The sequence below is a fragment of the Bradyrhizobium sp. ISRA442 genome (assembly GCF_038085055.1).
Taxonomy (GTDB): Bacteria; Pseudomonadota; Alphaproteobacteria; order Rhizobiales; family Xanthobacteraceae; genus Bradyrhizobium.
Genome location: NZ_JALGCN010000001.1, coordinates 663302 through 686704 on the forward strand (window position 1 = coordinate 663302; position 23403 = coordinate 686704).

At 63.0% G+C, this 23403-nt stretch carries 22 protein-coding genes, 1 tRNA gene and 1 pseudogene; 5 read left to right on the plus strand and 19 right to left on the minus strand.

What is annotated here, in order from left to right:
- Positions 1 to 108 precede the first annotated feature (108 nt).
- Positions 109 to 318, minus strand: a complete 210-nt coding sequence (locus tag MTR72_RS03035; protein ID WP_341510070.1) for a hypothetical protein — start codon at positions 316 to 318, stop codon at positions 109 to 111.
- A gap of 122 nt (positions 319 to 440) precedes the next feature.
- Here MTR72_RS03035 and MTR72_RS03040 point away from each other — a divergent pair, with 122 nt between their 5' ends.
- From MTR72_RS03040 to MTR72_RS03050, 3 genes are all read left to right on the plus strand, one after another.
- Positions 441 to 977 carry a hypothetical protein gene (locus tag MTR72_RS03040; protein WP_341510071.1) on the plus strand — a complete coding sequence of 179 codons (537 nt, stop codon included), beginning with the start codon at positions 441 to 443 and terminating at the stop codon, positions 975 to 977.
- 55 nt (positions 978 to 1032) lie between these two features.
- The gene (locus tag MTR72_RS03045) at positions 1033 to 1602 is read left to right on the plus strand and encodes an SLATT domain-containing protein (RefSeq protein WP_280966265.1); all 570 of its coding nucleotides are present in this window, start codon (positions 1033 to 1035) and stop codon (positions 1600 to 1602) included.
- A 418-nt stretch (positions 1603 to 2020) separates the two neighbouring features.
- Positions 2021 to 2088, plus strand: a tRNA-Arg gene (locus MTR72_RS03050).
- A gap of 137 nt (positions 2089 to 2225) precedes the next feature.
- Here MTR72_RS03050 and MTR72_RS03055 read toward each other — a convergent pair.
- From MTR72_RS03055 to MTR72_RS03095, 8 genes and pseudogenes are all read right to left on the minus strand, one after another.
- Positions 2226 to 3127, minus strand: a pseudogene (locus MTR72_RS03055) (terpene synthase family protein).
- Positions 3124 to 4674, minus strand: a complete 1551-nt coding sequence (locus MTR72_RS03060; protein ID WP_280966266.1) for a hypothetical protein — start codon at positions 4672 to 4674, stop codon at positions 3124 to 3126. The pseudogene MTR72_RS03055 and the gene MTR72_RS03060 overlap by 4 nt, the downstream one beginning before the upstream one ends.
- 279 nt (positions 4675 to 4953) lie before the next feature.
- Entirely contained in the window at positions 4954 to 5952 is a 999-nt protein-coding gene (locus tag MTR72_RS03065) for a polyprenyl synthetase family protein (protein ID WP_280971096.1), read from the minus strand.
- A gap of 131 nt (positions 5953 to 6083) precedes the next feature.
- Positions 6084 to 7427 carry a cytochrome P450 gene (locus MTR72_RS03070; RefSeq protein ID WP_341510072.1) on the minus strand — a complete coding sequence of 448 codons (1344 nt, stop codon included), beginning with the start codon at positions 7425 to 7427 and terminating at the stop codon, positions 6084 to 6086.
- Positions 7427 to 8272, minus strand: coding sequence for an SDR family oxidoreductase (locus MTR72_RS03075; RefSeq protein ID WP_280966268.1), 846 nt, complete (start codon positions 8270 to 8272; stop codon positions 7427 to 7429). Before MTR72_RS03075 ends, MTR72_RS03070 begins: the two co-directional genes overlap by 1 nt.
- Positions 8259 to 9857 carry a cytochrome P450 gene (locus MTR72_RS03080; RefSeq protein WP_341510073.1) on the minus strand — a complete coding sequence of 533 codons (1599 nt, stop codon included), beginning with the start codon at positions 9855 to 9857 and terminating at the stop codon, positions 8259 to 8261. The genes MTR72_RS03075 and MTR72_RS03080 overlap by 14 nt, the downstream gene beginning before the upstream one ends.
- 93 nt (positions 9858 to 9950) lie before the next feature.
- Positions 9951 to 11153: a cytochrome P450 gene (locus tag MTR72_RS03085; RefSeq protein ID WP_341510074.1), complete on the minus strand. Its 1203-nt coding sequence runs from the start codon at positions 11151 to 11153 to the stop codon at positions 9951 to 9953.
- 629 nt (positions 11154 to 11782) lie between these two features.
- Entirely contained in the window at positions 11783 to 12109 is a 327-nt protein-coding gene (locus tag MTR72_RS03095) for a DUF433 domain-containing protein (protein WP_341510075.1), read from the minus strand.
- A 255-nt stretch (positions 12110 to 12364) separates the two neighbouring features.
- Here MTR72_RS03095 and MTR72_RS03100 point away from each other — a divergent pair, with 255 nt between their 5' ends.
- Complete coding sequence (locus MTR72_RS03100) at positions 12365 to 12994, plus strand: FMN-binding negative transcriptional regulator (RefSeq protein WP_341510076.1); 630 nt, start codon at positions 12365 to 12367, stop codon at positions 12992 to 12994.
- 685 nt (positions 12995 to 13679) lie between these two features.
- Positions 13680 to 14588, plus strand: a complete 909-nt coding sequence (locus tag MTR72_RS03105) for a TauD/TfdA dioxygenase family protein (RefSeq protein ID WP_341510077.1) — start codon at positions 13680 to 13682, stop codon at positions 14586 to 14588.
- A gap of 188 nt (positions 14589 to 14776) precedes the next feature.
- Here MTR72_RS03105 and MTR72_RS03110 read toward each other — a convergent pair whose 3' ends face one another.
- The 10 genes from MTR72_RS03110 to MTR72_RS03155 all read right to left on the minus strand — a co-directional run bounded on the left by MTR72_RS03110 (position 14777) and on the right by MTR72_RS03155 (position 23402).
- On the minus strand, positions 14777 to 15019 hold the full coding sequence (locus MTR72_RS03110; protein WP_280966275.1) for a DUF2274 domain-containing protein: 243 nt from the start codon (positions 15017 to 15019) through the stop codon (positions 14777 to 14779).
- Positions 15020 to 15023: 4 nt separating this feature from the next.
- The gene (locus MTR72_RS03115; protein WP_280966276.1) at positions 15024 to 16235 is read right to left on the minus strand and encodes a TrbI/VirB10 family protein; all 1212 of its coding nucleotides are present in this window, start codon (positions 16233 to 16235) and stop codon (positions 15024 to 15026) included.
- Positions 16232 to 17266, minus strand: coding sequence for a P-type conjugative transfer protein TrbG (gene trbG / locus MTR72_RS03120; protein WP_341510078.1), 1035 nt, complete (start codon positions 17264 to 17266; stop codon positions 16232 to 16234). Before trbG ends, MTR72_RS03115 begins: the two co-directional genes overlap by 4 nt.
- Positions 17263 to 17946 (minus strand): conjugal transfer protein TrbF, encoded by a 684-nt coding sequence (trbF, locus tag MTR72_RS03125; RefSeq protein WP_341510079.1) that lies wholly within the window; start codon positions 17944 to 17946, stop codon positions 17263 to 17265. The genes trbG and trbF overlap by 4 nt, the downstream gene beginning before the upstream one ends.
- A gap of 98 nt (positions 17947 to 18044) precedes the next feature.
- A complete protein-coding gene (gene trbL / locus MTR72_RS03130; protein ID WP_341510080.1) occupies positions 18045 to 19274 on the minus strand; it encodes a P-type conjugative transfer protein TrbL in 1230 nt (409 codons plus the stop codon).
- On the minus strand, positions 19271 to 19639 hold the full coding sequence (gene trbK-alt, locus MTR72_RS03135) for a putative entry exclusion protein TrbK-alt (protein WP_280985384.1): 369 nt from the start codon (positions 19637 to 19639) through the stop codon (positions 19271 to 19273). The genes trbL and trbK-alt overlap by 4 nt, the downstream gene beginning before the upstream one ends.
- Entirely contained in the window at positions 19639 to 20367 is a 729-nt protein-coding gene (gene trbJ / locus MTR72_RS03140; RefSeq protein WP_280966281.1) for a P-type conjugative transfer protein TrbJ, read from the minus strand. Before trbJ ends, trbK-alt begins: the two co-directional genes overlap by 1 nt.
- Positions 20364 to 22805, minus strand: coding sequence for a conjugal transfer protein TrbE (gene trbE / locus MTR72_RS03145; RefSeq protein WP_341510095.1), 2442 nt, complete (start codon positions 22803 to 22805; stop codon positions 20364 to 20366). Before trbE ends, trbJ begins: the two co-directional genes overlap by 4 nt.
- A 10-nt stretch (positions 22806 to 22815) precedes the next feature.
- Positions 22816 to 23079 carry a VirB3 family type IV secretion system protein gene (locus tag MTR72_RS03150; protein WP_341510081.1) on the minus strand — a complete coding sequence of 88 codons (264 nt, stop codon included), beginning with the start codon at positions 23077 to 23079 and terminating at the stop codon, positions 22816 to 22818.
- Positions 23079 to 23402, minus strand: coding sequence for a TrbC/VirB2 family protein (locus MTR72_RS03155; protein ID WP_445819543.1), 324 nt, complete (start codon positions 23400 to 23402; stop codon positions 23079 to 23081). Before MTR72_RS03155 ends, MTR72_RS03150 begins: the two co-directional genes overlap by 1 nt.
- Position 23403: the final 1 nt, after the last annotated feature.

Genomic DNA, 23403 nt, shown 5'->3' on the forward strand with positions numbered 1-23403 from the left:
GCTATTGGGCTCTGCGCGGTCGTGGGAATGCACAGTCCAGGGAAAAGGGCCGCACCGCAGGGCTCCGAATGAGATACCTTGGGTGCGGCCTTTGTCTTGCGCGAGCGGCTACGCCGCCTTCACGAGTTCGCTCTTTCCACCCCTGCCCCTGCTGGCAACGTAGGTAATGCCCATCGTCTTAAGGGCCAATGTGGTCCTGTGGTTCTCATTGCGAAGGTTCTTCTGCAGGTCCTTCTTGGCGCTCGATTTGAGCCCAAGCTCACGCGCAACCACCGTCATCGACGTGCGCCCCGGAGCCCGGTTGCCCATGAAGGTCAACAAGCGCTCATGAGGCGTCCCCGCGCTTCCCCTGCGAACCTTCGGACCATCAGGCTCGAAGGGCCAATCGACGACCTGGAACCTACACGACGACCCCTGACATCAGCCGCAACGGCCAGGCGGTGACCATCCGGTTTTCCGATTTTGTGGTGGACGTGGTGATTGGCTTCCACCGAAACGGCGGCGGTTACATCATCGCCAATTCGGTGAACAACTTCTGGCTTGAGACCGACCCAAAAAAGCACGTCGAGATTTTCAGCGAAGCCAACAAAGCGCATAGCGGCAATCTGGTCCCGCTCATCAAGATGATTAAGAGCTGGAACAAGGCCCACGGCTCATTCTTTCGCTCCTTCCATCTCGAAGTCCTCGCCCTTGAAGCCCTGAAAGGCGTTATCATTACCGACTTCCCTTCGGGGCTGAGGTTTTTCTTCCAGAAGGCCGCAACCCTTGTGAGAGGGAAGAACCCCGACCTTGCAGGGTACGGCGACGACATCGGTCGTTACATCACCCAAGCGACTCTCGGTGAGGCATCTCAAAAGTTTCAGGGCGCGTTCAACATGGCCGCGGCGGCCGAGCAGTACGCGAACCGTGGCCAAGTGCGCCAAGCAATCGAAATCTGGAGACACCTCCTCCCTAACCATTTCCCCGCCTATGGCTAAATCACTCCAACCCACTACCGGCGAGCTTCCCCCGTCCCAAGCGCGGCCGCAGATCGTGGACGAAGCAAAGCGCCTAGAGGAAACAACCCTTTGCTCGTCTAAGGGCCATCACAACGCCGCCGCAGCGTGGGCGTCAGCGCATTTATGGTTGGGGCTGCCGACAACTATCCTCTCCACCCTGGTCGGTGCCGCATCGTTTGCTCAGTTCGCAAAACAGAGCCCAGAGATTGCGCTTGCAGCCGGCTGCATTTCCATCGCCATCGCGGTGCTCTCTGGTATCATCACCTTCCTTAATCCGAACAAGCGTGAAGCTGCTCACCTTGCCGCCGCCCATGCATTTGACCGGCTCAATAATGAGGCTCGCGTCTTTTGGTCTGTGGACTGCTGGCTTGAGAAATCGGAGGTCGTCCTCGGCGCGAAACTCCGCGACCTGATTGACCGCAAGGCAGACCTCAACACGAAAAGCCCACAGATTCCTCGGCGGGCTTACGAAAGAGCAAAGGCTGGTATCGACGCTGGTGAGGCTGACTTCAAGGTCGATAAGGTCAATCAAAACTCAGCTCAGCCGACCATTTTCTCTCCACCTCAGCCCGCCGCCATACCGCGCCCAATAACTTCGGCTTAATCCATGATGCCGTTCACTGTGCTGCTTTCGGCCAGCGCTCCAGCGCCGCAATCTGTTCGAAACCCTTGTTGGTGGTAGCGAGACGTGCAACCCCGCCGCAGAGAGCCTGATTTGCGCTGATTTCAGAGCCATGCTGAGGCATTCGGTCCTTTCCCTAGGGAGCGCCATTCGAGCCAAACTGTGGCCGCCTTGCTCTCTCGCGAGCACAAGGACCGCGTGCTCAGGCACATGTTCGTACCGCTTGGCACAGTTCTGTCACAGGCAACTGTGACACGCCACGCACTCTTGCACGGTATCGCGAGCGCGCCTGTTTGAAGGCTTACCTAAGTGTGCTATTATCATTTGGTGTAACGGATTGGTTTCCAAAGGGAAACGGAAGCGCATCGAACGCCGTGGTTATGTCCAGCCACGCTGCACCCGTAGCTCAGCTGGATAGAGCGTTGTCCTCCGAAGGCAAAGGTCACACGTTCGAATCGTGTCGCCGATCCGGCACGATGTCCAGATGGTCATCCTTGCGCCGGCTCAGGGCGGTGTCGCTCATGCTCACTCCATCCGTCGCAGGGCGACGGCGTTGCGTCGGATCGGACCGCGGCAGCGCGCGCACGCCGCCGCCTCCCGGGCGTTCAGGCCGGCGAACGCTGGCCTCCCCCGCAGAGTCGCTGCGGTACCGGCTGGCCGAGGTCTGGTAGTACTGCGCAGGGATGGCCTCCATGGCCTCGATCAACGATCCCCACGGCGCCGGGAAGCGCTCTTCAGCCATCACCCGATGCAGCATGCGCGTATAGCCGGCCAGCTCGTCGTTGAGGAACTCCACCACAGGCATAGCTGGATAGCGCTGCAGCAGCAGGATCGCCGCGTTGTCGGCCTCGCCGGCCGACGTGTCCTTGTCGCGTCCGTGCAGATCGTTCTGCAGGCGTCCTATCGCGGAGATGAGCCGCAGGACCTGGCGAAACGCCGGACGCGCGCGCAAGGTCGCCATGTCCAGCCCCCACAGCAACGACAGGCAACAGAACACGTTCGCGTAGGCTATTGAATCGATGCCGTTGTGCAGGTACTCGGCGTAGGACCAGCGTTCCCGCCCTGCCGCCTGCGCGTGTCCGGCGCGCAGCGCCGCGCAGTAGCGCCGGGTAGCCTCGAGAAGCTGAGCATAGTCGCGACGATCGTAGGCGAGCGCGGCCAGCGAAGCGCGCAGCACAGCGCAGCCCTCGAATCCGGGGAGCGCGCACGGCTCGCCCTGCCCCAGCGCCTGCTCCACCGCGGCGAGCTGCTCCGGCAAGATCAGGCCAAGGTCGTTACAATCGTCGAGCCAGAACAGCAGCGCCAGTTCGCGATAGAACGCCAAGATCAGTGTTTCGTCCTGCGCATCGCGACCGGTGCGGACGCTGATGTCGCGCAGGCTCGGGCGGATACGCTGCAGAATGTACTGGCCGCCGTTGACCGCTTCCACGGCATGCTCGTCAGCGAACCCGGTCAGGGAACGCCCCCACTCCAGCACCTGATGCAGCGCGCGTTCTGGCTGGATCATGGCGCCGCTCCTGCTCCCTCGGCTAGGACGCGCCGCCCCCAACGAAGCGCCAGCCACAACCCTGCGAGTTCGGCCACGCGCACGACCCGAGTGGGGCAATACAGTTCCTTTCCGATCCACAACGGCGTTTTCGGCAATGCATGCGCCTCATGGCGGGCGAGCATCCACTCCAGCGCACGCGCCACCACCTGCGCGATGCGCCGGCGCCCTGTGGTCTCTTCGCTCTCGTCCATCACGCGTAACGCGAACAACGCATAGGCGGTTTCCTCGAATGTGGACGCGCGACCGGCGCCCCAGCCGCCGTCGCCGCGCTGCGCCTGCAGCAGCGACGCCAGCGCGCGCTCGTCCCGCCACTGAGGCTTGCCTTGCGCCAGCGCAGCGACCGCATGCGCGGTGGGATACAGCCACGAAACGTGCCATTTTTCGTTGTCCCATAGACCGTGCGGGTTGCGATTGGCCTCGACGTAGGCGCTGGTGCCGGCGGCGGGCTTTCCCAACAGTCGCAACGCATGCAGGGCGTGGATGTTGGTCGACACCGAAGCATTGCGCTCGCCGGGGAAGGTGACGAACAGCTCGCCGATTTCAAAATGGCGCAACGCATCGACCGCCGCGTCGCGGCCTGCCAGGTGCAGGACGCATAACGCAACGGCGGTGTCGTCCGCATCAGCCGCGAAATGCAAGGCCGGGCCCAGACCGCGCACGCTCAGGCGGGCGTCGAGCTGCGCGACAATCACGCGGACCGGCTCGGCGAGCGCGGGATGCGCGAACAGCCCGGCCAGATGCAGGGTGTACAGCGACCAGCATGGCTCGAACACGTTGATCGGCCACACGTTGGGAACGACGCCTTCGATGCCGCTGCGCGTCGCCCGCGATGCCATTTGGAGATACGCATCGGCGCGCCCGACCTGCGGCGTGCTTCCCCGCGTCACGGCGTACGCACGCCACGCGGCGGTGGCCGCCGGACTGATGCCGATGCTGCCCTCGTCATCCGGGCATGCGGTCGTCGGCGACGTCCCCCAGGCTTCCCAGGAGTGCAGCAACGGATGACCGCTCGGCAACATCGCCACCGCCCCCAGCTTGACTAGGCACGCTTGCCGCAACGGCAACAGCGCTGGATGGCGCGGAAACGCTGCGCCACCCAGTAAGGATGCGGCTTCACCGCAAAGCTGCGGCAGGATCAGCTCCGCGCCGATCGGCGCGTCTTCCGGCACCGCATGCGCGTAGGGATCGGGCTGGCGCTGGAGGAACCGGGTTGCAGCCTGGACTGCGTCGGCAGCACCGGGAAGAGGATCGGCACGCTGCAATGCCAGTAACGCTGCCAACGTGGGCGCATGGCGGAACAGCGAGAAGTCCGCGCTTCCCCATCCGCCGTCGGCCTGTTGCTGCGCGACGAGCCACGCGTATGCGTCCTGCCGACCGGTGACGTTGCCGTGGAAGCGCAGCGCCCGCGCCGTGTCGTAGACAGACGGACCGACGCTGCCGCCATCGCTCATTTCGCTCAGCAGGCCGCGCAATTCGGAAAGGATCTGTTCGGACAGCGCGTTCACGCTGGATGTTCCTTATGCAGACGGTTGAAGAGAACCGGGATCGGGCAGACGCCGCGCATGTCGCCGCAAGCTCGTCGCATAGGCAGCGCCGGATGGCCGCCCTGCTCCGGCGCGGCGAGGTCCCCGATGCTGGCGCCGGTCCGCCGCGCAGGCTTGCGCGCGGGGCGCCGCGTGCGCCGGGGCGGGCAACCGCTGCGACCGGCACCGCGACTCGGACACAGTGCAGCATGTACCTCTGTCGCCGGTCGATCGCAGTGGCACGGGGGCGGACGGGCGCGCTCATGCGCATGGCGCGTGCTTGAACAGATACGCGTTGGCCCGCTGTAGGAGTTGCGCCAACCGTTCCGCACGCGGCCCCAGCGGCGCGATGGCCTCCCCGGCATCGCGCAACAGATCCAGCGCGAACTGGCGTGCTGCCTGCAGTCCCATGATCGACGCGCAGGTCGGCTTCTGCGCCGCCGCGTCCTTGCCAGGGGTCTTGCCCAGCGTCGCGGTATCCGCTGTCACGTCGAGAATGTCGTCGATCACCTGCAACGCCAGGCCGAAACAGGCGCTGTAGTGATCGAGCGCACAGTACAGCGCAGCGTGCGCGGCATTCTCCGCGAGAGCGCATAGGGCGCCCATGCGAACGGACGCGCGCACTAGCGCTCCGCTCTTCATCCGGTGCATCGCCACGATCCTGTCCAGCTCGACGTGCTTTCCCACCAGAGACAGATCCATGGCCTGCCCGCCTGCGGCACCCTCGGCTGACACCGCCCGCGCCAGTTCGCGCACGAGCGCGATACGGTTGTCGCCCGGCGCATCCAGGCTCGCCAAGGTCAGGAAGGCGTGCGCCTGCAGGGCATCGCCGACCAGGATCGCAGTAGCTTCGCCGAACTTGACGTGCACGGTCGGAAGGCCGCGGCGAAGCACGTCGTCGTCCATCGCGGGCAGATCGTCGTGGACCAGGGTGCAGGCGTGCATCATCTCGATGGCGGCGCCGACGTGATCGAGCATGTGCGCCGGCGCGTCGGCCAGTGTGCCGGCAGCCAGACAGAGCAAGGCGCGGGTGCGCTTCCCGCCATGCAAGGTGGCGTAGCGCATCGCCGCCATCAGCTCGGTCTCACCGTCATGCTCGGCGCAGAGAAGACGCGCCAGCACCTGTTCGACCCGGTTTGCGCCCTCATGCATCCATATCTGGGGCAGCAGCCCGCCGGATGCGCCGCGCGCCTGCGCGCCCAATCCGCCGAGCGCGGAATCACCAGTTCTGTCATCCTGTAGCGTAGAACCGGTCTGCATGTTGTTCATGTCCTTGTCCCTGACAGGCGAGCCGCCGCGGTGTTGTCTGCGTCGCACCGTGCGCGCGCCGAGTGCAGCAATGCCGCGCGTCGCCGGCGCCGCTACCTCGCCACAGGGCATGTGATGCCAGTTCATGAGAATCCGATGCGGATAGTCATGGACGGATGTGCGGTCGGGTAATAGCGCCGGCCTTTTTCGACGCCGCTCAGCAACCGCGGCCGCGCCCCGCCCTCGTGCATGGTCAGCGCCAAGGCGATGCAGAACTGCACCAGTCCCAGATATGCCAGGTGGTAGCCGATGCAGACGTGTGGGCCGGTACCGAACTGCAGCATGTCCACCGGCCGGATCGGCTCGGTGCGTTCCAGCCACCGCGCCAGGCGAAACTGATGAGGCGCCTCGTGCAGCAGCGCCGAGGTCGAGAAATGCAGCAGCGGGATGCACAGATCGGTGCCCGCGGAAATGCGCCGTTGGCCGAGTCGCAATTCACGCTCTGCGCGACGCACCAGGAGCGGCGTCGGCGGATGCATGCGCAGCGTCTCGCGGAACAGCGCCTCGGCGACCGGACACTGCGCCAAGTCCGCGTGCCGCGTCGGCACCGCGCCCACGCGTTGCGCCTCCTCGACCAGAGCGTCCCACAGCCCAGGCTGCCGCGCCAGCTCGATCACCATCCAGGCCATCGTTGAGGCGGTGGTGTCGTGACCACCAAGCAGCAGCAAGCGGATATTGGCGACCAGGACCTCATCGGAGAGCGCATCGTCGCTGCGATCGAAGGCGCTCACCATGTCGTTGATCAACCCGGTGCGCGCGGCATGTTCGCGCGCGTCGCGAACGAACTCGCGCAAGCGCGCATCGATCCAGTCGCGGGCGGCGCGACCGCGCCGCAAGGGCAGTCCGGGCAGGTCGACCGGGGGCGCGACGATCAACTGCAGCAGTTGCCGGTACTTGCGACGCCATTCCGGCAGGTCCTGCGCGGGGATTCCCATGAGGCTGAAGATGAGCTTGAGCATCAGATCGCCGGTTTCGCGCAGGATGGTTACGTCGCCGCGGTTGCGCCACCTCTGCACCCGCGCCCGGATGACGGGCGCGAACAGCTCGCCGACGCCAGCCTGGGTCAGCCCCGTGGGCAGGAACGCCGCCTGGATCGCACCGCGCGCCTGCCGGTGCGCGCCGCCGTCCTGGGCGACCAACGTTCCGCCAAACAATTCGGGCGCGATATCTTCGATCAGCGCCGAGGACACGTCCTTGTGCCGGAGCAGTGCGATCGCATCCGGATCCAGACAGGTCACCATGTGTCCGGCAGGGCCGAAGTCCAGCCAGAAGTGGCTGCCCAGCGTCCGTTCCGCGCGCCGCAGCAGGCGCGGCAGGTCGCAGACGATGGCGGGAAGATGCCCGACCAAGGGGAAAGCGCCGGGCACGACCGGGATGTCGTGCCGCAGCCGATCTCGACGGTTCAGCGGGTTGAGCAGCATATCCATCAGCAGCGCGGCGACGCAGCCGCTTCGGCGGTCTCGCCGGAAGGCCGCGCGACGCGGCTGTTCCCACCGTCGGCGTACGTCGGCACATGCGCCAGCATGCCGCCGTCGATGCACACTACTTGGCCGGTGATGAACGCAGCATCGTCGGAGAGCAGGAACGCCACCAGCGCGGCCACGTCCTCGGGGCGGCCGACGCGCGGCAGGAGCTGGTGCCGGCGCAGATGCCGTTGCATGCACTCGTCCAGCTTGGCCAAGAGTCGCTCGGTCATGATGAGACCCGGCGCAACCGCGTTGCAGCGGATCTGCGCATGACCGTACTGGGTGGCGAGCGAGGCCGATAGCATGTTCATCGCCGCCTTCGATGCGGCGTAGGACGTCAGCGCGGTGTCACCGCTGAGCCCCTGGCACGACGACATGTTGACGATCGCGCCACCGCCGCGGGCGATCATCCCTGGGATGGCCTGCCGGCAGCAGAGCAATGTGCCGCGCAGATTGGTTGCCATGGTCTCATCCCAGACCGCCAGGTCCAGGTCAAGGATCGCGCGGTCGCGCGGAGTCAGATGCATGGCGCCCGCGTTGTTCACCAGGAGGTCGACCGCACTGAAGTGCCGCTCCGCCGTATCGAACAGCGCAGCCACAGCCTGCGCCTCGGCGATGTCGATGGCCAGAGCCAGCGCGTGGCCCGCCTCGGCCGCGATTTGCGCGGTACACGCCGTGGCCGCCGATCCATCGATGTCGGCGACCACCACTCTGCCGCCCTCGCGCGCGATGGCGAGGGCGCATGCCTTGCCGATCCCGGCGCCGGCGCCGGTCACCACGGCCACCTTGCCTTCAAACCGTCCCATGGTGTCCTCCTGGATTGCGCTGGTCTCTCGCGGCATGCCGCTCCGCCTCCGCCGGAGAAGGCGCAGTGTCGGCGCTGGCGCGCTCGTCACCGCCAGCTTCGCTTCTGATGACCCGAATGGCGGCGACCGGGCACTGGCTGGCTGCGAGCCGCACGGCGGCGTGCAGCGCCTGCGGGACTGTCGCCCCGCACACTTCGGCCACGCCGTCCGGTTCGCGCTGGCGAAAAGTACCCGGTAGCGTCAGCACGCACTGTCCGCTGGTTCCGCACAGATCCTGGTCGACCACGACGCGCATCTCAGCCCCCTGCGCACGCAGCCGCACCGGCAGCGCGCGGAACGTCCTAAGGAACGCGGAGGGCTCCCGGGTCGGCAGCTCGGCCAATGCCAGCGTGGGGAAGCGCGCCTGAATCCGCGGCAAACTTTCGGCCAACTGCACCCGAGCCAGTTGCGCACCGAGGCAGAAGTGGATGCCGTGGCCGAAGCTCAGCATGATCTTCCCGTCGGTCGACATGCCGGGACTGGTGCCGTAGAACCGCGCGGGATCGAAGCGGTCGGGATCGGCGAAGGCGTCAGGGTCGCGATTGCCAGACGCGATCAGCACGCGCACGTCCGCGTTCTTCGGGATCACCACGCCGCCTAATTCGATGTCGCGCTGGGCGATACGCGGAATGGAGCTGAACATGGCGGGCGCGTCGCAGCGCAGGACTTCTTCGACGAATGCCTTCACCCCCATGGCGTCTCCCTGCAGCCAGTGCCGCTGTTCGGGATAGGCCAGCATCGCCAGGACCGCATGGTCGATGGTCGCAGCAGTGGTGGCGAAGCCACCCAGCAGCATGCCCCACAACATGCTGATCAACTCCGCATCTGACAGCGTGTCGGCATCATCGTCGTGTGCGCCGACCAGCATCGACACGATGTCGTGGCAGGGATCGGTGCGCTTGCGCTGTATGAGACCGCCGAAGTAGGCCTTCACTCTGGCACTGGCCGCGTCCGCCGCGGCGAGCCGGGGATCGCTGGCGTGGGGGCTCAGGCCTTCCAGAATGGCGCCGATGCCGGCGGCGAGCCCGAACATGTCGTCCTGGGGCATGCCAAACAGTTCGGCGAAGACCAGTATGGGCAAGGCCAGCGCGAATTCCCGATGCAGGTCGACGGCCTCCCCGCGCTCCAGCGCGGGCGCCATGCCGTCCAGCCGCGCTTCGACGATGCGCGCGATGCTCGGCCGCAGGTTGTCGATCTGGCGCATGGTGAAATCGCGCGAGATCAGCCGGCGCAGACGCGTATGCGTCGGTGGGTCCTTCATCGCTAGCGTGGAGGCCAGCAGATTGAGCGACAGGCTGGTCGCCGCATGCGGGAAATAGCGCGCCAGTTCGCCCGGCGCCGGTCCCCGAAACGCATCGCCCGTGGCCCTGAGGGTCCAGTAGATGTCGGCGTGGCGGCTCAAGAGAAAGAGGCCCGACGCCGCGCGATGCACCGGGTCGTGCTCGCGCAACCACCGCATGAACGGATACGGGTCGTGGATCCACGCCGGCGACGCCAGTTCGGCGAAGGCGTCCCGGCATGCTGCCGTGGTTTCTTGCACGTCCATCCTCGTTACCTGTTGGCTGGCTGATCTGAGCGGTGCACGGCGGGTGCGCCGGCAAACCGCGGACACGATCGCGTCCCCAGCGGCGTCCGCACATCACCAGAAAACCGGGAACTCCTCGAACCCGCCAGTGATGATCTCCTTGCGCAACTTCAATTGTTCGGGCGCGACGGCCAGGCGCAGCGCGGGAAAGCGCTGGAAGATCGAACCGAACACCGCCTTGAGTTCCAGCCTGGCCAGCTCCCCGCCGATACAGGAGTGCGGCCCGTAGGAGAACGCCAGGTGCGGCTTTTCCTGGCGTCCGATGTCGAAGATTTCCGGCTCGTCGAAATGGCGCGGATCGAACGACGTTGCCGGCAGGCCGACCAGCACCTTGCTCTCGGCGGGAATATGCACGCCCGCGATGGTCACGTCGGTTTTCGGATAGCGCATGATGCCGTCCCAGCCCGCGCCCGGCGGGTACATGCGCAGGATTTCCTCCACCGCCTTGTCCACCAGGGATGGATCGCCGACCAGGCGTTCGCGCTGTTGCGGATGGCGGAACATGGCCAGCAGGCCGCATTCGATCTGCGCGACGGTGCTCTCGTGCCCCGCCACCAGCATGCCTGCCGCCAGGCCGATGGCTTCTTCCTCGGTCGCCTTGCCCTGGTCGACCGCCGCGAGCAGATCCGTCAGCAGGTTGTCGCCCGGATCCTGGCGCTTGTCCCGCATCTTGTCGCGAATGTAGGCGCGCAGTTCTTCCCAGGCCGAGCGCGACGCCCTGCGCGGGCCGCTTTCATGCTGGTGCGTCATCACCTCGTCGGACAGCCGAGCGAAAAAGGCGTGATCCTCGTAGAGCAGGCCCATCAGGGCGCTGATGACCATGGCCGGAAGCGGAAACGAGAGGTGGCGCCGCAAGTCGGCGGGCTGGCGCTGGGCCGCCAGGTTCTCGAACAACTGCGCAGCGATCGCCTCGACATGCGGCGCCAGCAGCTTCACCCTGCGGCTGCTGAAGGCCGGCGCCACGAGCGAGCGTAACCGGACATGTTCGCCCCCCTCGTGCGAGACGAGCCACCCCGGCGAACCGAGAATCACCGAATCCGGGGTGAAAGCCGTCGGCGGCATTCCCGCCGGCCGGAACGCCGCGTCGGACAGCGCCGCCTTGGCCTCGTCGTAGCCTGTCACCCACCAGCCTTCGTGCCCGGACGGGAAACGCACGCGGTGTATCGGACCGTTGGCGCGTAGTGCCAACATCTCGGGCGAGGGCTCAATGTGATCGACGCGCCACATCGGCAGCATCGGGAGGGGTTGTTCGGACACGGTGGCACTTCACTCTCTAAGCGATGGAAGGGCGGAAGGTGCCCGCAGGCGCTGCGGTCACCGACTTTACGTGCGCTTGCGTTCACTTCTGTTGGTCGATGATGCGGCGGGGAAGGCGACCGAATCCTAGGGCGTCAAGTTGGCTTTAGCCAGCTACCGAATCTTGTAGTAGCCCCCTAAGCTAAGCGCCTGGTGCCGCAAAAATATGCGGAAACTCTGTCGCCACGCGCTACCATACGGAAACCTATTTCAGACCGGTATCCGCTCAGTTAGTTGACCTCATGCGCGTCTCAGAACACGGACCTGCAGCGCGATGCGCTGCTCGGCTCGCCATCGTGACCTCGCTCAAGGACAATCGGGTGGCGTTCCGCTCGCTGACCGAGAACCTGCACACGGCGACGCCCTCGGGCGAATTCCTATTCCGGGTGCGGCGCGCAAGCGCAGAGGGCGCTTTAATCTAGGAGCGTGTTGCAAGCCACTTGCGCACGTTCGCGTTGGCACCCGTGCCAAACTCGCGAAGCGCGTTCTCGTCGATGAAATACGCGGTCGCGGAATCCGGCGCGGCGCAACCTCGCCCGCCTCGGCTTCGTCATCGAACCCAAGGCCGGCTAGCTCTGCCAGCGCCCGCTTCAGACTCCGCGGGAGATAGGGGCCCCCTCGCTTGGGGACGCGATGGCGTATTCGATCGCGGCCTCAACCTGATCGCGCGTCAGCGATGGAAAATCGTCGACAATCTCCTCGGCCGATTGCCCACGGGCGAGGGCGTCCACCATAGACGGGAACTCTCGTGTTCTTAATGATGGGTTGGTTGCGATCACCTCCGACTTGTACCCATCGACGCAGTTCAGACGATGAAGACGGCTTTTGAGGTCGGCGTCGATCTTGCCAAGATCAAGGACTAGTTCGCCAAAACGCGACTCGGTGCGCGTCGAAGGACAGCTACCGGATCGCTTCATACAAACGACCCCGGGTGAGATCTCTAAAGGTCCATGAATGCCTGACTCAGCCCGCAGGAGAAAGCTACGGAAACACCAACCCAACAGCAGCTCGACGGACTGAAGCGGCTGAGTGGAATCGCCCGCGTCCCAAATAAATCCGAAGCCGTCACGTCAAATTAGGAAGCGGAGAAGCTCTACGGGAGCGACTAAAACTGGCAGTTTTCTCGCATATTGACTTGCGTCTATCTCGATGACCTCCAACGGAGAGCCTTCATGTACATACCAACCCACTTTCGAGATGACGACATCGAGAATATTCGAGCGACAATCCGCCGCGCCCGATTGGCCAACCTAGTCACAGCGACATCAGATGGGCCACTTGCGACGCCTCTTCCGCTCTTCCTCGATGAGAGCGAAGGCGAACACGGCGCGCTATACGGGCACCTGGCGAAGGGCAATCCGCAATGGCGCAGGGCCCCGATCGGAGAAGCTCTGGCGATCTTTACTGGCGCAGAGGCTTATGTGACGCCATCCTGGTATCCCAGCAAGCGACAAGCTGAACAAGTGGTGCCGACATGGAATTACATCGTGGTCCACGCCCATGGGCCGATTGAGTTCTTCGAGGATCCCACTCGCCTGCTTGAGGTTGTGACGCGTCTGACCAATATCCATGAGACATCACGTGCGACGCCCTGGGCCGTCAGCGATGCTCCCGCGGATTTCATCGCCGCCCAGTTGCGTGAAATCGTCGGCGTGCGCATCCCCATCACCATGATCGAAGGCAAACGCAAGATGAGCCAAAACCGCCCTGCGCCTGATCGCATTGGTATCGCCACCGGCCTAGCGGCGAGCAAACTGGCACGGGACCAGGAAGTTGCAGCTCTTATCTTGGTTCAGGACTGAGACGATAATGCGCATGACCAGCAGCGCCGCAGCCATCTTACATCTACAGCTCCCACAGACTCCAGCGGTCGGGCCATCAATTGCCTCGCGAAATTCACGAACGGAAACGCCAGCTCGGGCTTGCAGCACTGTGCAGACACCTGTCGGTATTCTGACAGAGGCACAATCTCGTGTCAGGTCCAGTACAACGCGCATAATAAGCGTTCAGACTTTCGAAAGCCGATCCGACTTTGCGGCTCCCCGCGCCGCCTGGGATGGCCATTGCTTAAAACAAAGCGATCCAGAAACAGAGCCACAGAGGCAGCAATGCTCACGCTCTCCAAACTCCCTCTCGCCCCGGAAGCAATTAGATTGTTGAACCAATTCGCGCACAAGTGCAAAAACTTGGAATCGAGACTCACGTCAGCGACATTTCGACATTTGCGAGCCGCGCAACTCAGTTTAGGAGCATGAGCAAGCAAGAGCGGCCGCTTCGCGATTCGACATTCGAAGGGGTGAGCTCGGTGAGCGAGTTCTTTCGTCACTCGGCCCAACCATTGGCTCAGTTCGAGGACTCGCGCCAAATGCCACGATTCGTTTACTGCCCATTGTCGAGTACATGCTTGTGTTTCGCTTGGCACGATGCTTGCTGAAGATCATTTGTCCCAAGGGGCGAGGAAGAACTGCAAGGGCTTAGAAAAGCAACATGAGCACAAACGCTTTGATCGGAGGCGTCATTCCGAGCACCGATGTTTTGAAACGTGCAGCGCGCATCGGTGCCGAAGTCAAAAATATCAAGCTATCAGGCGACCTACCGGATCACACGATCGCCGCGATCAACAGCTTATTGCTCGAGCACAAGGTGATCTTCTTCCGCAATCAAGGACATCTCAATGACGCCGAGCATGAGCGCTTTGCCGCTCGTCTCGGAAAGCTAGTGCCACATCCTATGCTCGGTGCTACCAAGGGGATGGCGTCGCTCCTCGAACTGGACTCCACTCGCGGCGGCGGTCGCGCCGACGTTTGGCATGCGGATGGGACCTTCGCCGACGCCTATCCCAAGATTTTGGTCCTGCGGGCCGTTGTAATGCCAACGTTCGGAGGCGACACCGTGTGGTCGAACACAGCTGCCGCTTATCTTGGTTTGCCGCCGCCGCTACAACGGCTTGCCGAGGGCCTATGGGCCGTTCACAGCAACGTCTTCGATTACGCCGGGATCGCGCAGGTCCGCGAGGTCGACAAGAAACATTTTGACGAGGTGTTCACCAGAAGGGTTTTTGAGACCGAGCATCCCGTCGTACGCGTCCATCCCGAAACAGGCGAGCGGACGCTAGTGCTCGGCGCCTTGGTGAAGCACTTTATTGGAATCCGCAAATACGACGGACAAAAGCTGTTCGATCTGCTCCAGTCTCACATCACCGCGCCCGAAAACACTGTGCGCTGGAACTGGTTAGAGGGCGATATTGCTATATGGGATAACCGCGCAACGCAGCATTACGCGGTCAACGATTACGGGGACCAGCATCGCGTCGTGCGTCGGGCCACGATCGAGGGTGACGTGCCTGTCAGCGTCGATGGCCGGAGCAGTGTAACGCGCCTGAAGGTGACCGAATAACTGCACGTCGACGCCCAGCGCTCTCGCGTCTGAAAACCGAGAAAACCTGGTAATCGGAATTGTTTCGGGCAGACGCGGGAACACACTTTCCGACACGATATCTCAGCTCTTGCGCCAACTCGGCAGCGCCTAGGTTGATGCGCGCAACTATTTAGCGTCGACAAACAGTTTCGAGGAGACCTTGAGCATCACTGTCCTTCGCCAGCGGCCGGTACGTGGCCTTCACGTTTCAGTTTAGAAAATCCTCGATCCGTGGCCATAAAGCGCGCCAACATGGGGGCGATGAGTTTAGTCGGATCGACCACTTGACCACCCTGACGCGTAAGCGCTTCTGCATATGCAATGAGATCACGATGCACGGCCGCAGGCAGCTCCGTAGTCACTTTGACGGGCTTGTCGTCTGGAAGCTCTCCTATTTTGAGTTTTGGCATGTCGTCACCCTCTATACGGCGTAAGTATGAGGTCGTGATTGACAAGAACACGAACCGGGAAGCCAGGTCGCACGGTCAGAGTAGGCTGGATGCTGAGACTGCGGCGAACGACCTGCTGCCCGGTCTGGTTTAGTGAGTCCGAGGCGCCGTGTCGCAATGCCTGGATGATTGCACTGTCGTTGCTATTGGTGTCCGAGCCGGCACCCAGTTCGGTCCCGACGGCCAGAAACGTCGATAGTGCCGCAGCCTTGAACAACTCGCCCCAGTGATTGTCGACCTGATCTTCGAGACCTGCATACCCGGCAGTGTCAGCGCCAGGCTGCCGCTCGAGAACGATAGAACGTCCATTCGGCATGATCAGCCGTGTCCAGACGAGCAGGACGCGAGACTGGCCGAAAGTGACCTGGCTATCGTAGATGCCGATCAGACGCGCCCCCTGAGGGACAAGCAGAAAGCGGCCGGTCGGGGTGTCATATACGCTCTCGGTCACCTGGGCCGTAATTTGGCCTGGCAGGTCCGACCTGACGCCCGTGATCAAGGCTCCCGGAATGACCGTCCCAGCCTGCACCATATATGGTGAAGCCGGCCTGGTGACACGGTCAGGGCTGACCGTGCGACGGTCTACCGAGGCGCTCACGAAAGCAAGCTTTCGGTCCTGAGCGTTCTGCGCAGATGCGTCTTCGCCAGTGCTCGTTGCGTTCGGTGGCACGAAGCGGTCGCTCCCAGCAGCCGCAGCGTCGGCGGGTCGCACGTCTCGCCCATTGGTCGCAGCGAACAAACGGCTGATGCGAGCGGCCTCGGTCTCTTGATCCTGGCGCTGCTGTTCCAGATTACCGCCGATGGTCGGCGACTGTCCTTGGGCAGCAAGGATTGGTCTGCCGAGGTCACCAGGGAGCGGCGGGCCAAGCTGCGGGGTTGGTTGCTGCGGAACGCCAGCGTAGTCCTTTGGCAGAGCCGTAATGCCATCGGCGACATTGCGATGGTCAGTGCTGTAGAGCTCATCGGCCGGCTGGCTTCGGGGACGATTGTTCTGCAGCGACCACAGGACCGCTCCACCGACCACAAGCAAGGCAGCCGCGCTCCCTGCCGCCAGGACTTTTCGGGACAACCGTGTCACGCGCGGATGCTCTGCTCTCAGGCGGAAGCTTTTGGACTGTTCCTCTTGTGTCTCCGGTGGAGCTGCTTGCTCCTGATCGTTTCCATTCTGAGCGTTCATGACGACGGTCTCCCGTCAGTCCTGACAATCCTGACCTTCTGCTGGTGCTCACCACCGAGCCGCAGTTCGGCGGCTGCGAACAGCCGATCAACGATCAACACGTTACTGTAGGCACGATAGTTGACGAGTTCGGTCTTGCCGTCGGGGCCGATGACAAAGAGCGGTGGCATCTCACCTTGCACGATGCCTTGCGGGAATTCGACATAGACCTTGCGGCCATCGTCATATACGGCGAGCGGCCGCCAGGGAGGACTGTCCCCTTCGATTGCGTAGCGAGAGATACGCTGCGCCGGATCCGGAAGAACGGGTTTCAGAGCGAGGGAGCGCGACCGCTCGCGGACTGTTTCGGGATAGTACCAGGCAACGGATGGCATGTATGGTCGCTCGCGGGAGCGGAGCTCGATGAGGTAGGTGCGCCGATCGGTATTGACGACCAGATTGGTCTCGATCGATGCGCGGGTCGGCTTGACCAGGATATGGACGCGTCGCGTGTCGCCGCTCCCGCTCTCGGTATCCCCAACGACCCAGCGTACGGTGTCTCCGGCCGCGATGGGCCCTGATCCCGTTAACTGCTCTCCTTCCTCGAGCGCGATATCCGTGATCTGCCCCGGTGCGGCGTAAATCTGATACAGCGCTCCGGGACTGTAGGCGTAGATTTGGGCTGCATTGAAATACCCCCGCTTGCGCGGTTCGACCCGGGCTGCGCTGTTTGCGGTCTCAACCCGCCCCACGGGTTCAGCGTCTTCCTTCCCTCCCGACTTGCCGCCGAGCGCCGGCTTCCAGAGGGGTGGAACATGAAGCGGTCGCGATCTGTCGTCGAGAGCCACTGGCGTCGCCGCCAACGGAGGAACTTCAGCGTCATAGCTGATCTCCGGCGGTATGTAGGTCGCGCACCCACCGAGCAGAGACGAACAAAGCAGAAGAGCGGATAGAAATGCACGCTTCGAGCTCACGAACTCGGGCCAAGCCGAATTGAGCCTGCTTTGCTGAAGGAAACATTTCGAATGAACGTCAGACGCCGTCTTGATCACTGACCCAACTCCTTTGACCAGTTGATGGCGCGAACATAGACGCCAAGGGGATTCTTGCGCAGACGTTCGGCATCGCGCGGCGTCTCGATCACGATCGTTAGGATTGCAGTCCAGCGCTCAGTCGAGCTCAACGAGCCGTTGTCGTAGATGCGCTGGGTCCACGCGACCCGAAAGCTTTCTGAAGATGCCCGAATGACGCTCGAGACGTCGACCGAGATCTGGGCCTTGCCCAGCTTGGCAAAGGGGTCGTTGTTGCGCGCATAATCGTTGAGCGCGGCGGCGCCGCGATCGGTCGTAAAATCATAGGCCCGGAGCCAGTTTTGGCGCAGAACAATGCCGTCCGCGGGCAGGCCTCTGACATCCTCGATGAAGCGCGCCAGATGGTAGGCGATCTGAGCATCTGTGGGCTGATAGTCGATGTTCGCCGGCGCAACCCTTTGGGCCTGGCCGAGATGGTCGACTTCGACCACCCAGGGCGTGATCAAGCCCTGGCTCGATTGCCAAACCAGGCTACCTGCGAGACCGGCTGATAACATCAAGCAGCCGAACGCCATCAGGCGCCAGTTCTTAGCCTGCACGCGGGCCGATCCAATGCGTTCGTCCCAAACCTGCGCTGCCTTTTGGTAAGGCGTGATCGGCTCGGGCATGCGCCCGTAATGAACGGAAGGTCGTTTGAACATCGACAATGGCCCCCGGATCAGGTGATCGGCTTTGCTTCGCGTGGTATTCGGATTTGAGATGCGGCTGCGCGACCGCGGTAGAACAGCAGTGGTGCGTGTCAGCTCTCTCCCTGGGACAAATCGACGGAGGATCCGCTGCCGCCGTGATCTCCGGAGCGGACCGCGTGGCCAGCTGCCGAGGCACCATGCCGAATGGTCTGGGCGCGTTTCATGCGGCGCGCCCAGTCGGGCTGCCCTTCGGTCGAAGTGTTCGCGGCTTGCGCGCCGGCTTCCCCACCTCCGCCGGGCGCGGCAGCTGCACGACGCAACGGGCTCATGACAGCGGAAGCGCCCGCCTCCGCGACGCCAGCAAGACCACCGCTTCGATAGGCGGCTGATGCTCCGCTTATAACAGCGCCGCCACCGCGCCCGGCGCCTGCAATCGCGCCGCCAGCGAGACCAGCGGCGCCGGCGGCGACACCTGCGCCTGCCGCAATAATGCCGCCGGCAGCAAGGCCCGTTCCAATCGCGGCGCCGGCGCCGAGCTGCGGTCCGCCGGATACCAGGCCGTTTGCGATACCAGGACCAAAAATGCCGAGTCCCAACAGAGAGAGCGCAGCAAGGACCAGCGTCATTGCGTCTTCAATAGTCGGCTGAGCGCCGCCGAAGCCAACGGTGAACTGCGAGAACAAGGTCGATCCAATGCCAATGATAACGGCCAAGACCAGAACCTTGATCCCCGAAGATATGACGTTGCCCAAGACCCTCTCTGCCGCGAATGCGGTGTTGCCGAACAGGCCAAATGGAATGAGCACAAAGCCGGCCAGCGTGGTAAGCTTGAACTCGATCAGGGTGACGAAGAGCTGGATCGCCAGGATAAAGAAGGCGAGCAGCACCACGACCCACGCAAACAAGAGAACGACGATCTGGACGAAATTTTCGAAGAAACTGATGTAGCCCATCAGGTTGGAAATCGACTCGAGCAGCGGTCGGCCGGCGTCGAGTCCGACTTGGGCGATCTTTCCAGGTCGCAGGAAATCGGATGCAGACAGGCTTGCACCCGATGCTTTCAACCCAAGCCCCGCAAAGCTCTCGAAGACGATGCGCGCCAGGCTGTTCCAATTGCTGATGAGGTAAGCAAACACGCCGACGAAGAGCGTCTTTTTGACGAGGCGCGCGATGATATCCTCGTCTGGTCCCCAACTCCAGAATAGCGCTGCGAGTGTGATGTCGATCGCGGCAAGAATCGTTGCGAGATATCCGACGTCACTCCCCAGCAACCCGAAGCCGTTGTCGATGTAACGCGTGAACGTTTCCAGGAATTGGTCGATGATCCCGGTACCAGTCATGGCTTGCTCGCCTCAGGTGTCCCCGGTTGCGGATAACCTTGCGGGATCCGGCTCTGGTCTTTTGGGCCGGGCGCCAAACCTGCGGAATCATCTCGGCCAGGATCTGTGGGACCGTTCTTCTTGCCGAAGAAGCGACGCCGGTTTTCGGCCCAGACCTGTCTGCAATGCTGATAACCTGCCGTTTCCTCCGCAGTGACGCTGCGGCAGCGTGCGAGGTCAGAGCTGATTACATCTGTCGTCTGCTCCGCCTTCGGCGGCGCTGGCGACTCGTCGCCACCGCGAAGCTGAATCGTGCAGGCCGCGACCACTAATACGCCGATTGTCGTAAGCAGCGACAACGCCTTGAATGCCTTTACCTCAGTCATCAGTGGAACATCTGCACATTGGAGGATTGATAGCCCTGTCCAGGCGTCAGGAATCGTCTGAGCTGCTCTCGCCCCTGATCCTGGGCCGAGGCGCGCTGAGCCGCTTCGAGACTCTGCGCCCTGCCCTGCGCCGCCGCGGCCGCCGTGAGATCGGCAAGTTGTTGCGCTTGAAGCGCGAGGATCTGGTTACCGGCCTGAGTTGCCTGCAAGGTGCCACTGGCACTCTGGCTCGAGGTTACGAGGGCCGATGTCTGGATGCGATTAGTGTCGAGGTTGCCAACGATGCCTGCCTGGACACGAAGCGCGTCTTGCGTCGCGGCATAGGAATTCTGCCATCGCGATTGAGCGTTGGAGATCAGTAACTGGTTCGATTGGCTGCTGGTCGCTGGCGCGTAGCTGGTCGAGAACGCGCGATCGATCTGCTGGATGTCGTAGGCGATCCGCTGAGCCTGGGCCAGCAGTTGCTGGGTCCGCTGAATCGACGATTGCAGTTGCTGCAACGACGAATACGGCAGGTTAGCCAGATTCTTTGCCTGATTGATCAGCATCTGCGCCTCGTTCTGCAACGAGGTGATCTGATTGTTGATCTGCTGGAGTTCCCGCGCGGCGGTCAGGACATTCTGGACGTAGTTGTTGGGATCAAAGACGATCAGTGCCCGTGCGGGCGCCGTAACGCCAAGCACCAGCGCGAAGACGGCCGTAGTCGCCAATAGGCGAAGAGGTCTCATAGCGATTTCTCCAGATTGACGAGGTTGGGGATCAGGTCGAGGGCCCACGCGACGCCACGATGCTGGAGCCAGGCGGGCACGAAACCGTCGGGGCCATGTTCAGCGATAAGTTGCGTGATGGTGGCCTGGTCTGTCTTGGAAGAGGCTGCGGTGAATGCGAGCGCAATCTCACCAAGACCAAGTTCGAACATCCGGTTGCCGCGACGGGACTGACAGTAATAGTCGCGCTTTGGCGTTGCCCGGCTCAGAAGCTCGATCTGGCGGTCATTGAGGCCGAAGCGACGGTAAATCGCCGTGATCTGCGGCTCGATCGCTCGTTCGTTCGGCAGCAACAAGCGCGTTGGGCAGCTTTCGATAATCGCCGGCGCGATCGCGGAGCCGTCGATGTCCGAGAGCGACTGGGTGGCGAAGATGACCGACGCGTTCTTCTTCCGCAGCGTCTTCAGCCATTCCCGGAGCTGGCCGGCAAAATCCTCGTCATCGAGGGCAAGCCACCCTTCATCGACAATCAGGAGTGTCGGCCGGCCGTCGAGACGATCCCCAATCCGATGGAACAGATACGCCAGCACGGCCGGGGCCGCACTCGTGCCTATCAAGCCTTCGGTCTCAAACGCCTGGACCGAGGCCTCGCCAAGGCGCTCGAATTCAGCATCGAGCAAGCGGCCGGAAGGTCCGCCCAGGCAGTATGGTTGCAGGGCGCGCTTCAGGGAGTTCAATTGTAGAAGGACTGACAGGCCCGTCAGGGTGCGTTCCTCTCTCGGCGCCGAGGCAAGAGACGTCAGCGCCGACCACAGATGATCCTTGACCTCCGGAGTGATCTCGATCTTTTCCCGTGCGAGGATCGCGCAGATCCATTCCGTCGCCCACCCTCGCTCGGCTGGATCGTCGATCCAGGCCAACGGTTGCAGGGCAACGGGGCTTTCGTCCCCGTCAGACAGTGCGCCGCCGAGATCATGCCAGTCGCCATTCATGGCGAGCGCGGCCGCCCGGATTGAACCGCCGAAGTCAAACGCAAAGACCTGAGAGTTCGGATAGCGGCGGAATTGCAACGCCATCAGAGCCAGCAACACGGACTTGCCGGCGCCGGTCGGACCCACCACGAGGGTATGACCGACGTCGCCGACGTGGAGCGAGAAGCGGAACGGCGTTGAGCCCTCGGTCTTGCCGAACAACAGAGGAGGGCCCCTGAAGTGTAGGTCCCTCGCCTCGCCCGCCCACACGGCCGACATCGGAATCATGTGGGCGAGGTTAAGAGTCGAAATCGGAGGCTGCCGCACGTTGGCGTAAACGTGCCCGGGCAGGCCGCCGAGCCAGGCTTCGACGGCATTCACCGTCTCGATCATGCAGGTGAAATCGCGACCCTGAATGACCTTCTCGACCAGACGGAGCTTTTCATCGGCGGCACCGGGATCGCGGTCCCAGACGGTAATGGTCGCGGTGACAAAGGCCTGCCCGACCTGGTCCGACCCCAGTTCCTGCAAAGCCGCATCGGCATCGATCGCCTTGTTGTGGGCGTCGGTATCGAGCAGCGTCGATGCCTCGTTGGTCATGACCTCCTTGAGGATGGCGCCGATTGATTTTCTCTTCGCGAACCACTGGCGGCGGATTTTGGTCAGCAGCTTGGTGGCATCGGTCTTGTCGAGCATGATCGCGCGGGTCGACCACCGATACGAAAATGCCAGGCGATTCAGGTCATCCAGTATTCCCGGGGTCGTCGCGCCCGGAAAGCCGACAATCGTGAGAACCCGGACATCGGCTGAGCCCAGCATCGGCTCGAGCCCGCCGGTCAGCGGCTGGTCGGCCAACAGCGCATCGATGTACATCGGGATTTCGGGCACTCGTACCCGATGACGCTTGGTCGAGATCGTCGAGTGCAGGTAGGTCAGCGTGTCCTGATCATCGAGCCAGGCGCATTCGGGCATGAACCCTTCGACGAGTTGCAGCACACGGTTGGTTTGGTCGATAAACCCACGGAGGACCTCGCGCGCGTCGGCTCCGACGGTGCGGTCGCGGCCCTCGTAAAGCAGTTGCTCTGCCCTGGCGGCCCCTTCCTCTGGAGGCAGATAGAGGAAGGTCAGGAAGTAGCTGGACTCATAATGGGCACCCGCCTCCTCGAATTGAGCCCTGCGTTCCGCGTCAACCAGCGCAGACGCGACATCCGGAAAGGAGTTAGGCGGGTAGGTCCCCGCAAAATGACGCTGCGCTTCGACGAATACGGCCCAGCCTGATCCCAGGCGACGCAAGGCGTTATTCAAGCGACCCGCGACGGCGACGAGTTCAGCCGGCACTGCGCTATCCAGGTCGGGTCCGCGGAACTTTGCTGTCCGCTGGAACGAGCCGTCCTTGTTCAGGATGATTCCTTCGTCAACAAGGGCTGCCCAAGGCAGGAAGTCGGCGAGGCGCGCGTTGGAATGGCGATATTCGGCAAGGTTCAACATGACCGATAACTCAGAGGTTGAGATGACCGGGAATGCGCAGATGTCGGCGCACCACATCGACGAAGGCGGGATCGCGCTTGGCGGCCCAGACGACGGCCATGTGGCCGATGAACCAGAGGACCAGACCCGCGATCCAGAGCCGAAGTCCCAGCCCCAGAGCTGCCGCAAGCGTGCCGTTGACGATCGCGACCGACCGCGGCGCGCCGCCCATCAGGATTGGCTCAGTGAGCGCGCGATGAACGGGCACGACAAAGCCTGCCACCTGATCATCCATCAGATCACCACGCCGCCGCCGAAGGAGAAGAACGACAGGAAGAAGCTCGAGGCGGCAAAGGCGATCGACAATCCGAACACGATCTGGATCAGCCTGCGGAAACCACCTGACGAGTCCCCGAACGCGAGCGTGAGCCCGGTCACCACGATAATGATGACGGCGATGATCTTGGCGACCGGTCCTTCAACCGACTGCAAGATTTGATTGAGTGGCTGCTCCCACGGCATGTTCGAGCCGGCCGCCCATGCCGGCGCCGCTCCCAAAACCACCATGCCGAACACGGCCAACGATGCACCTCGAAGAAAACGCAATTGCCGACGCATG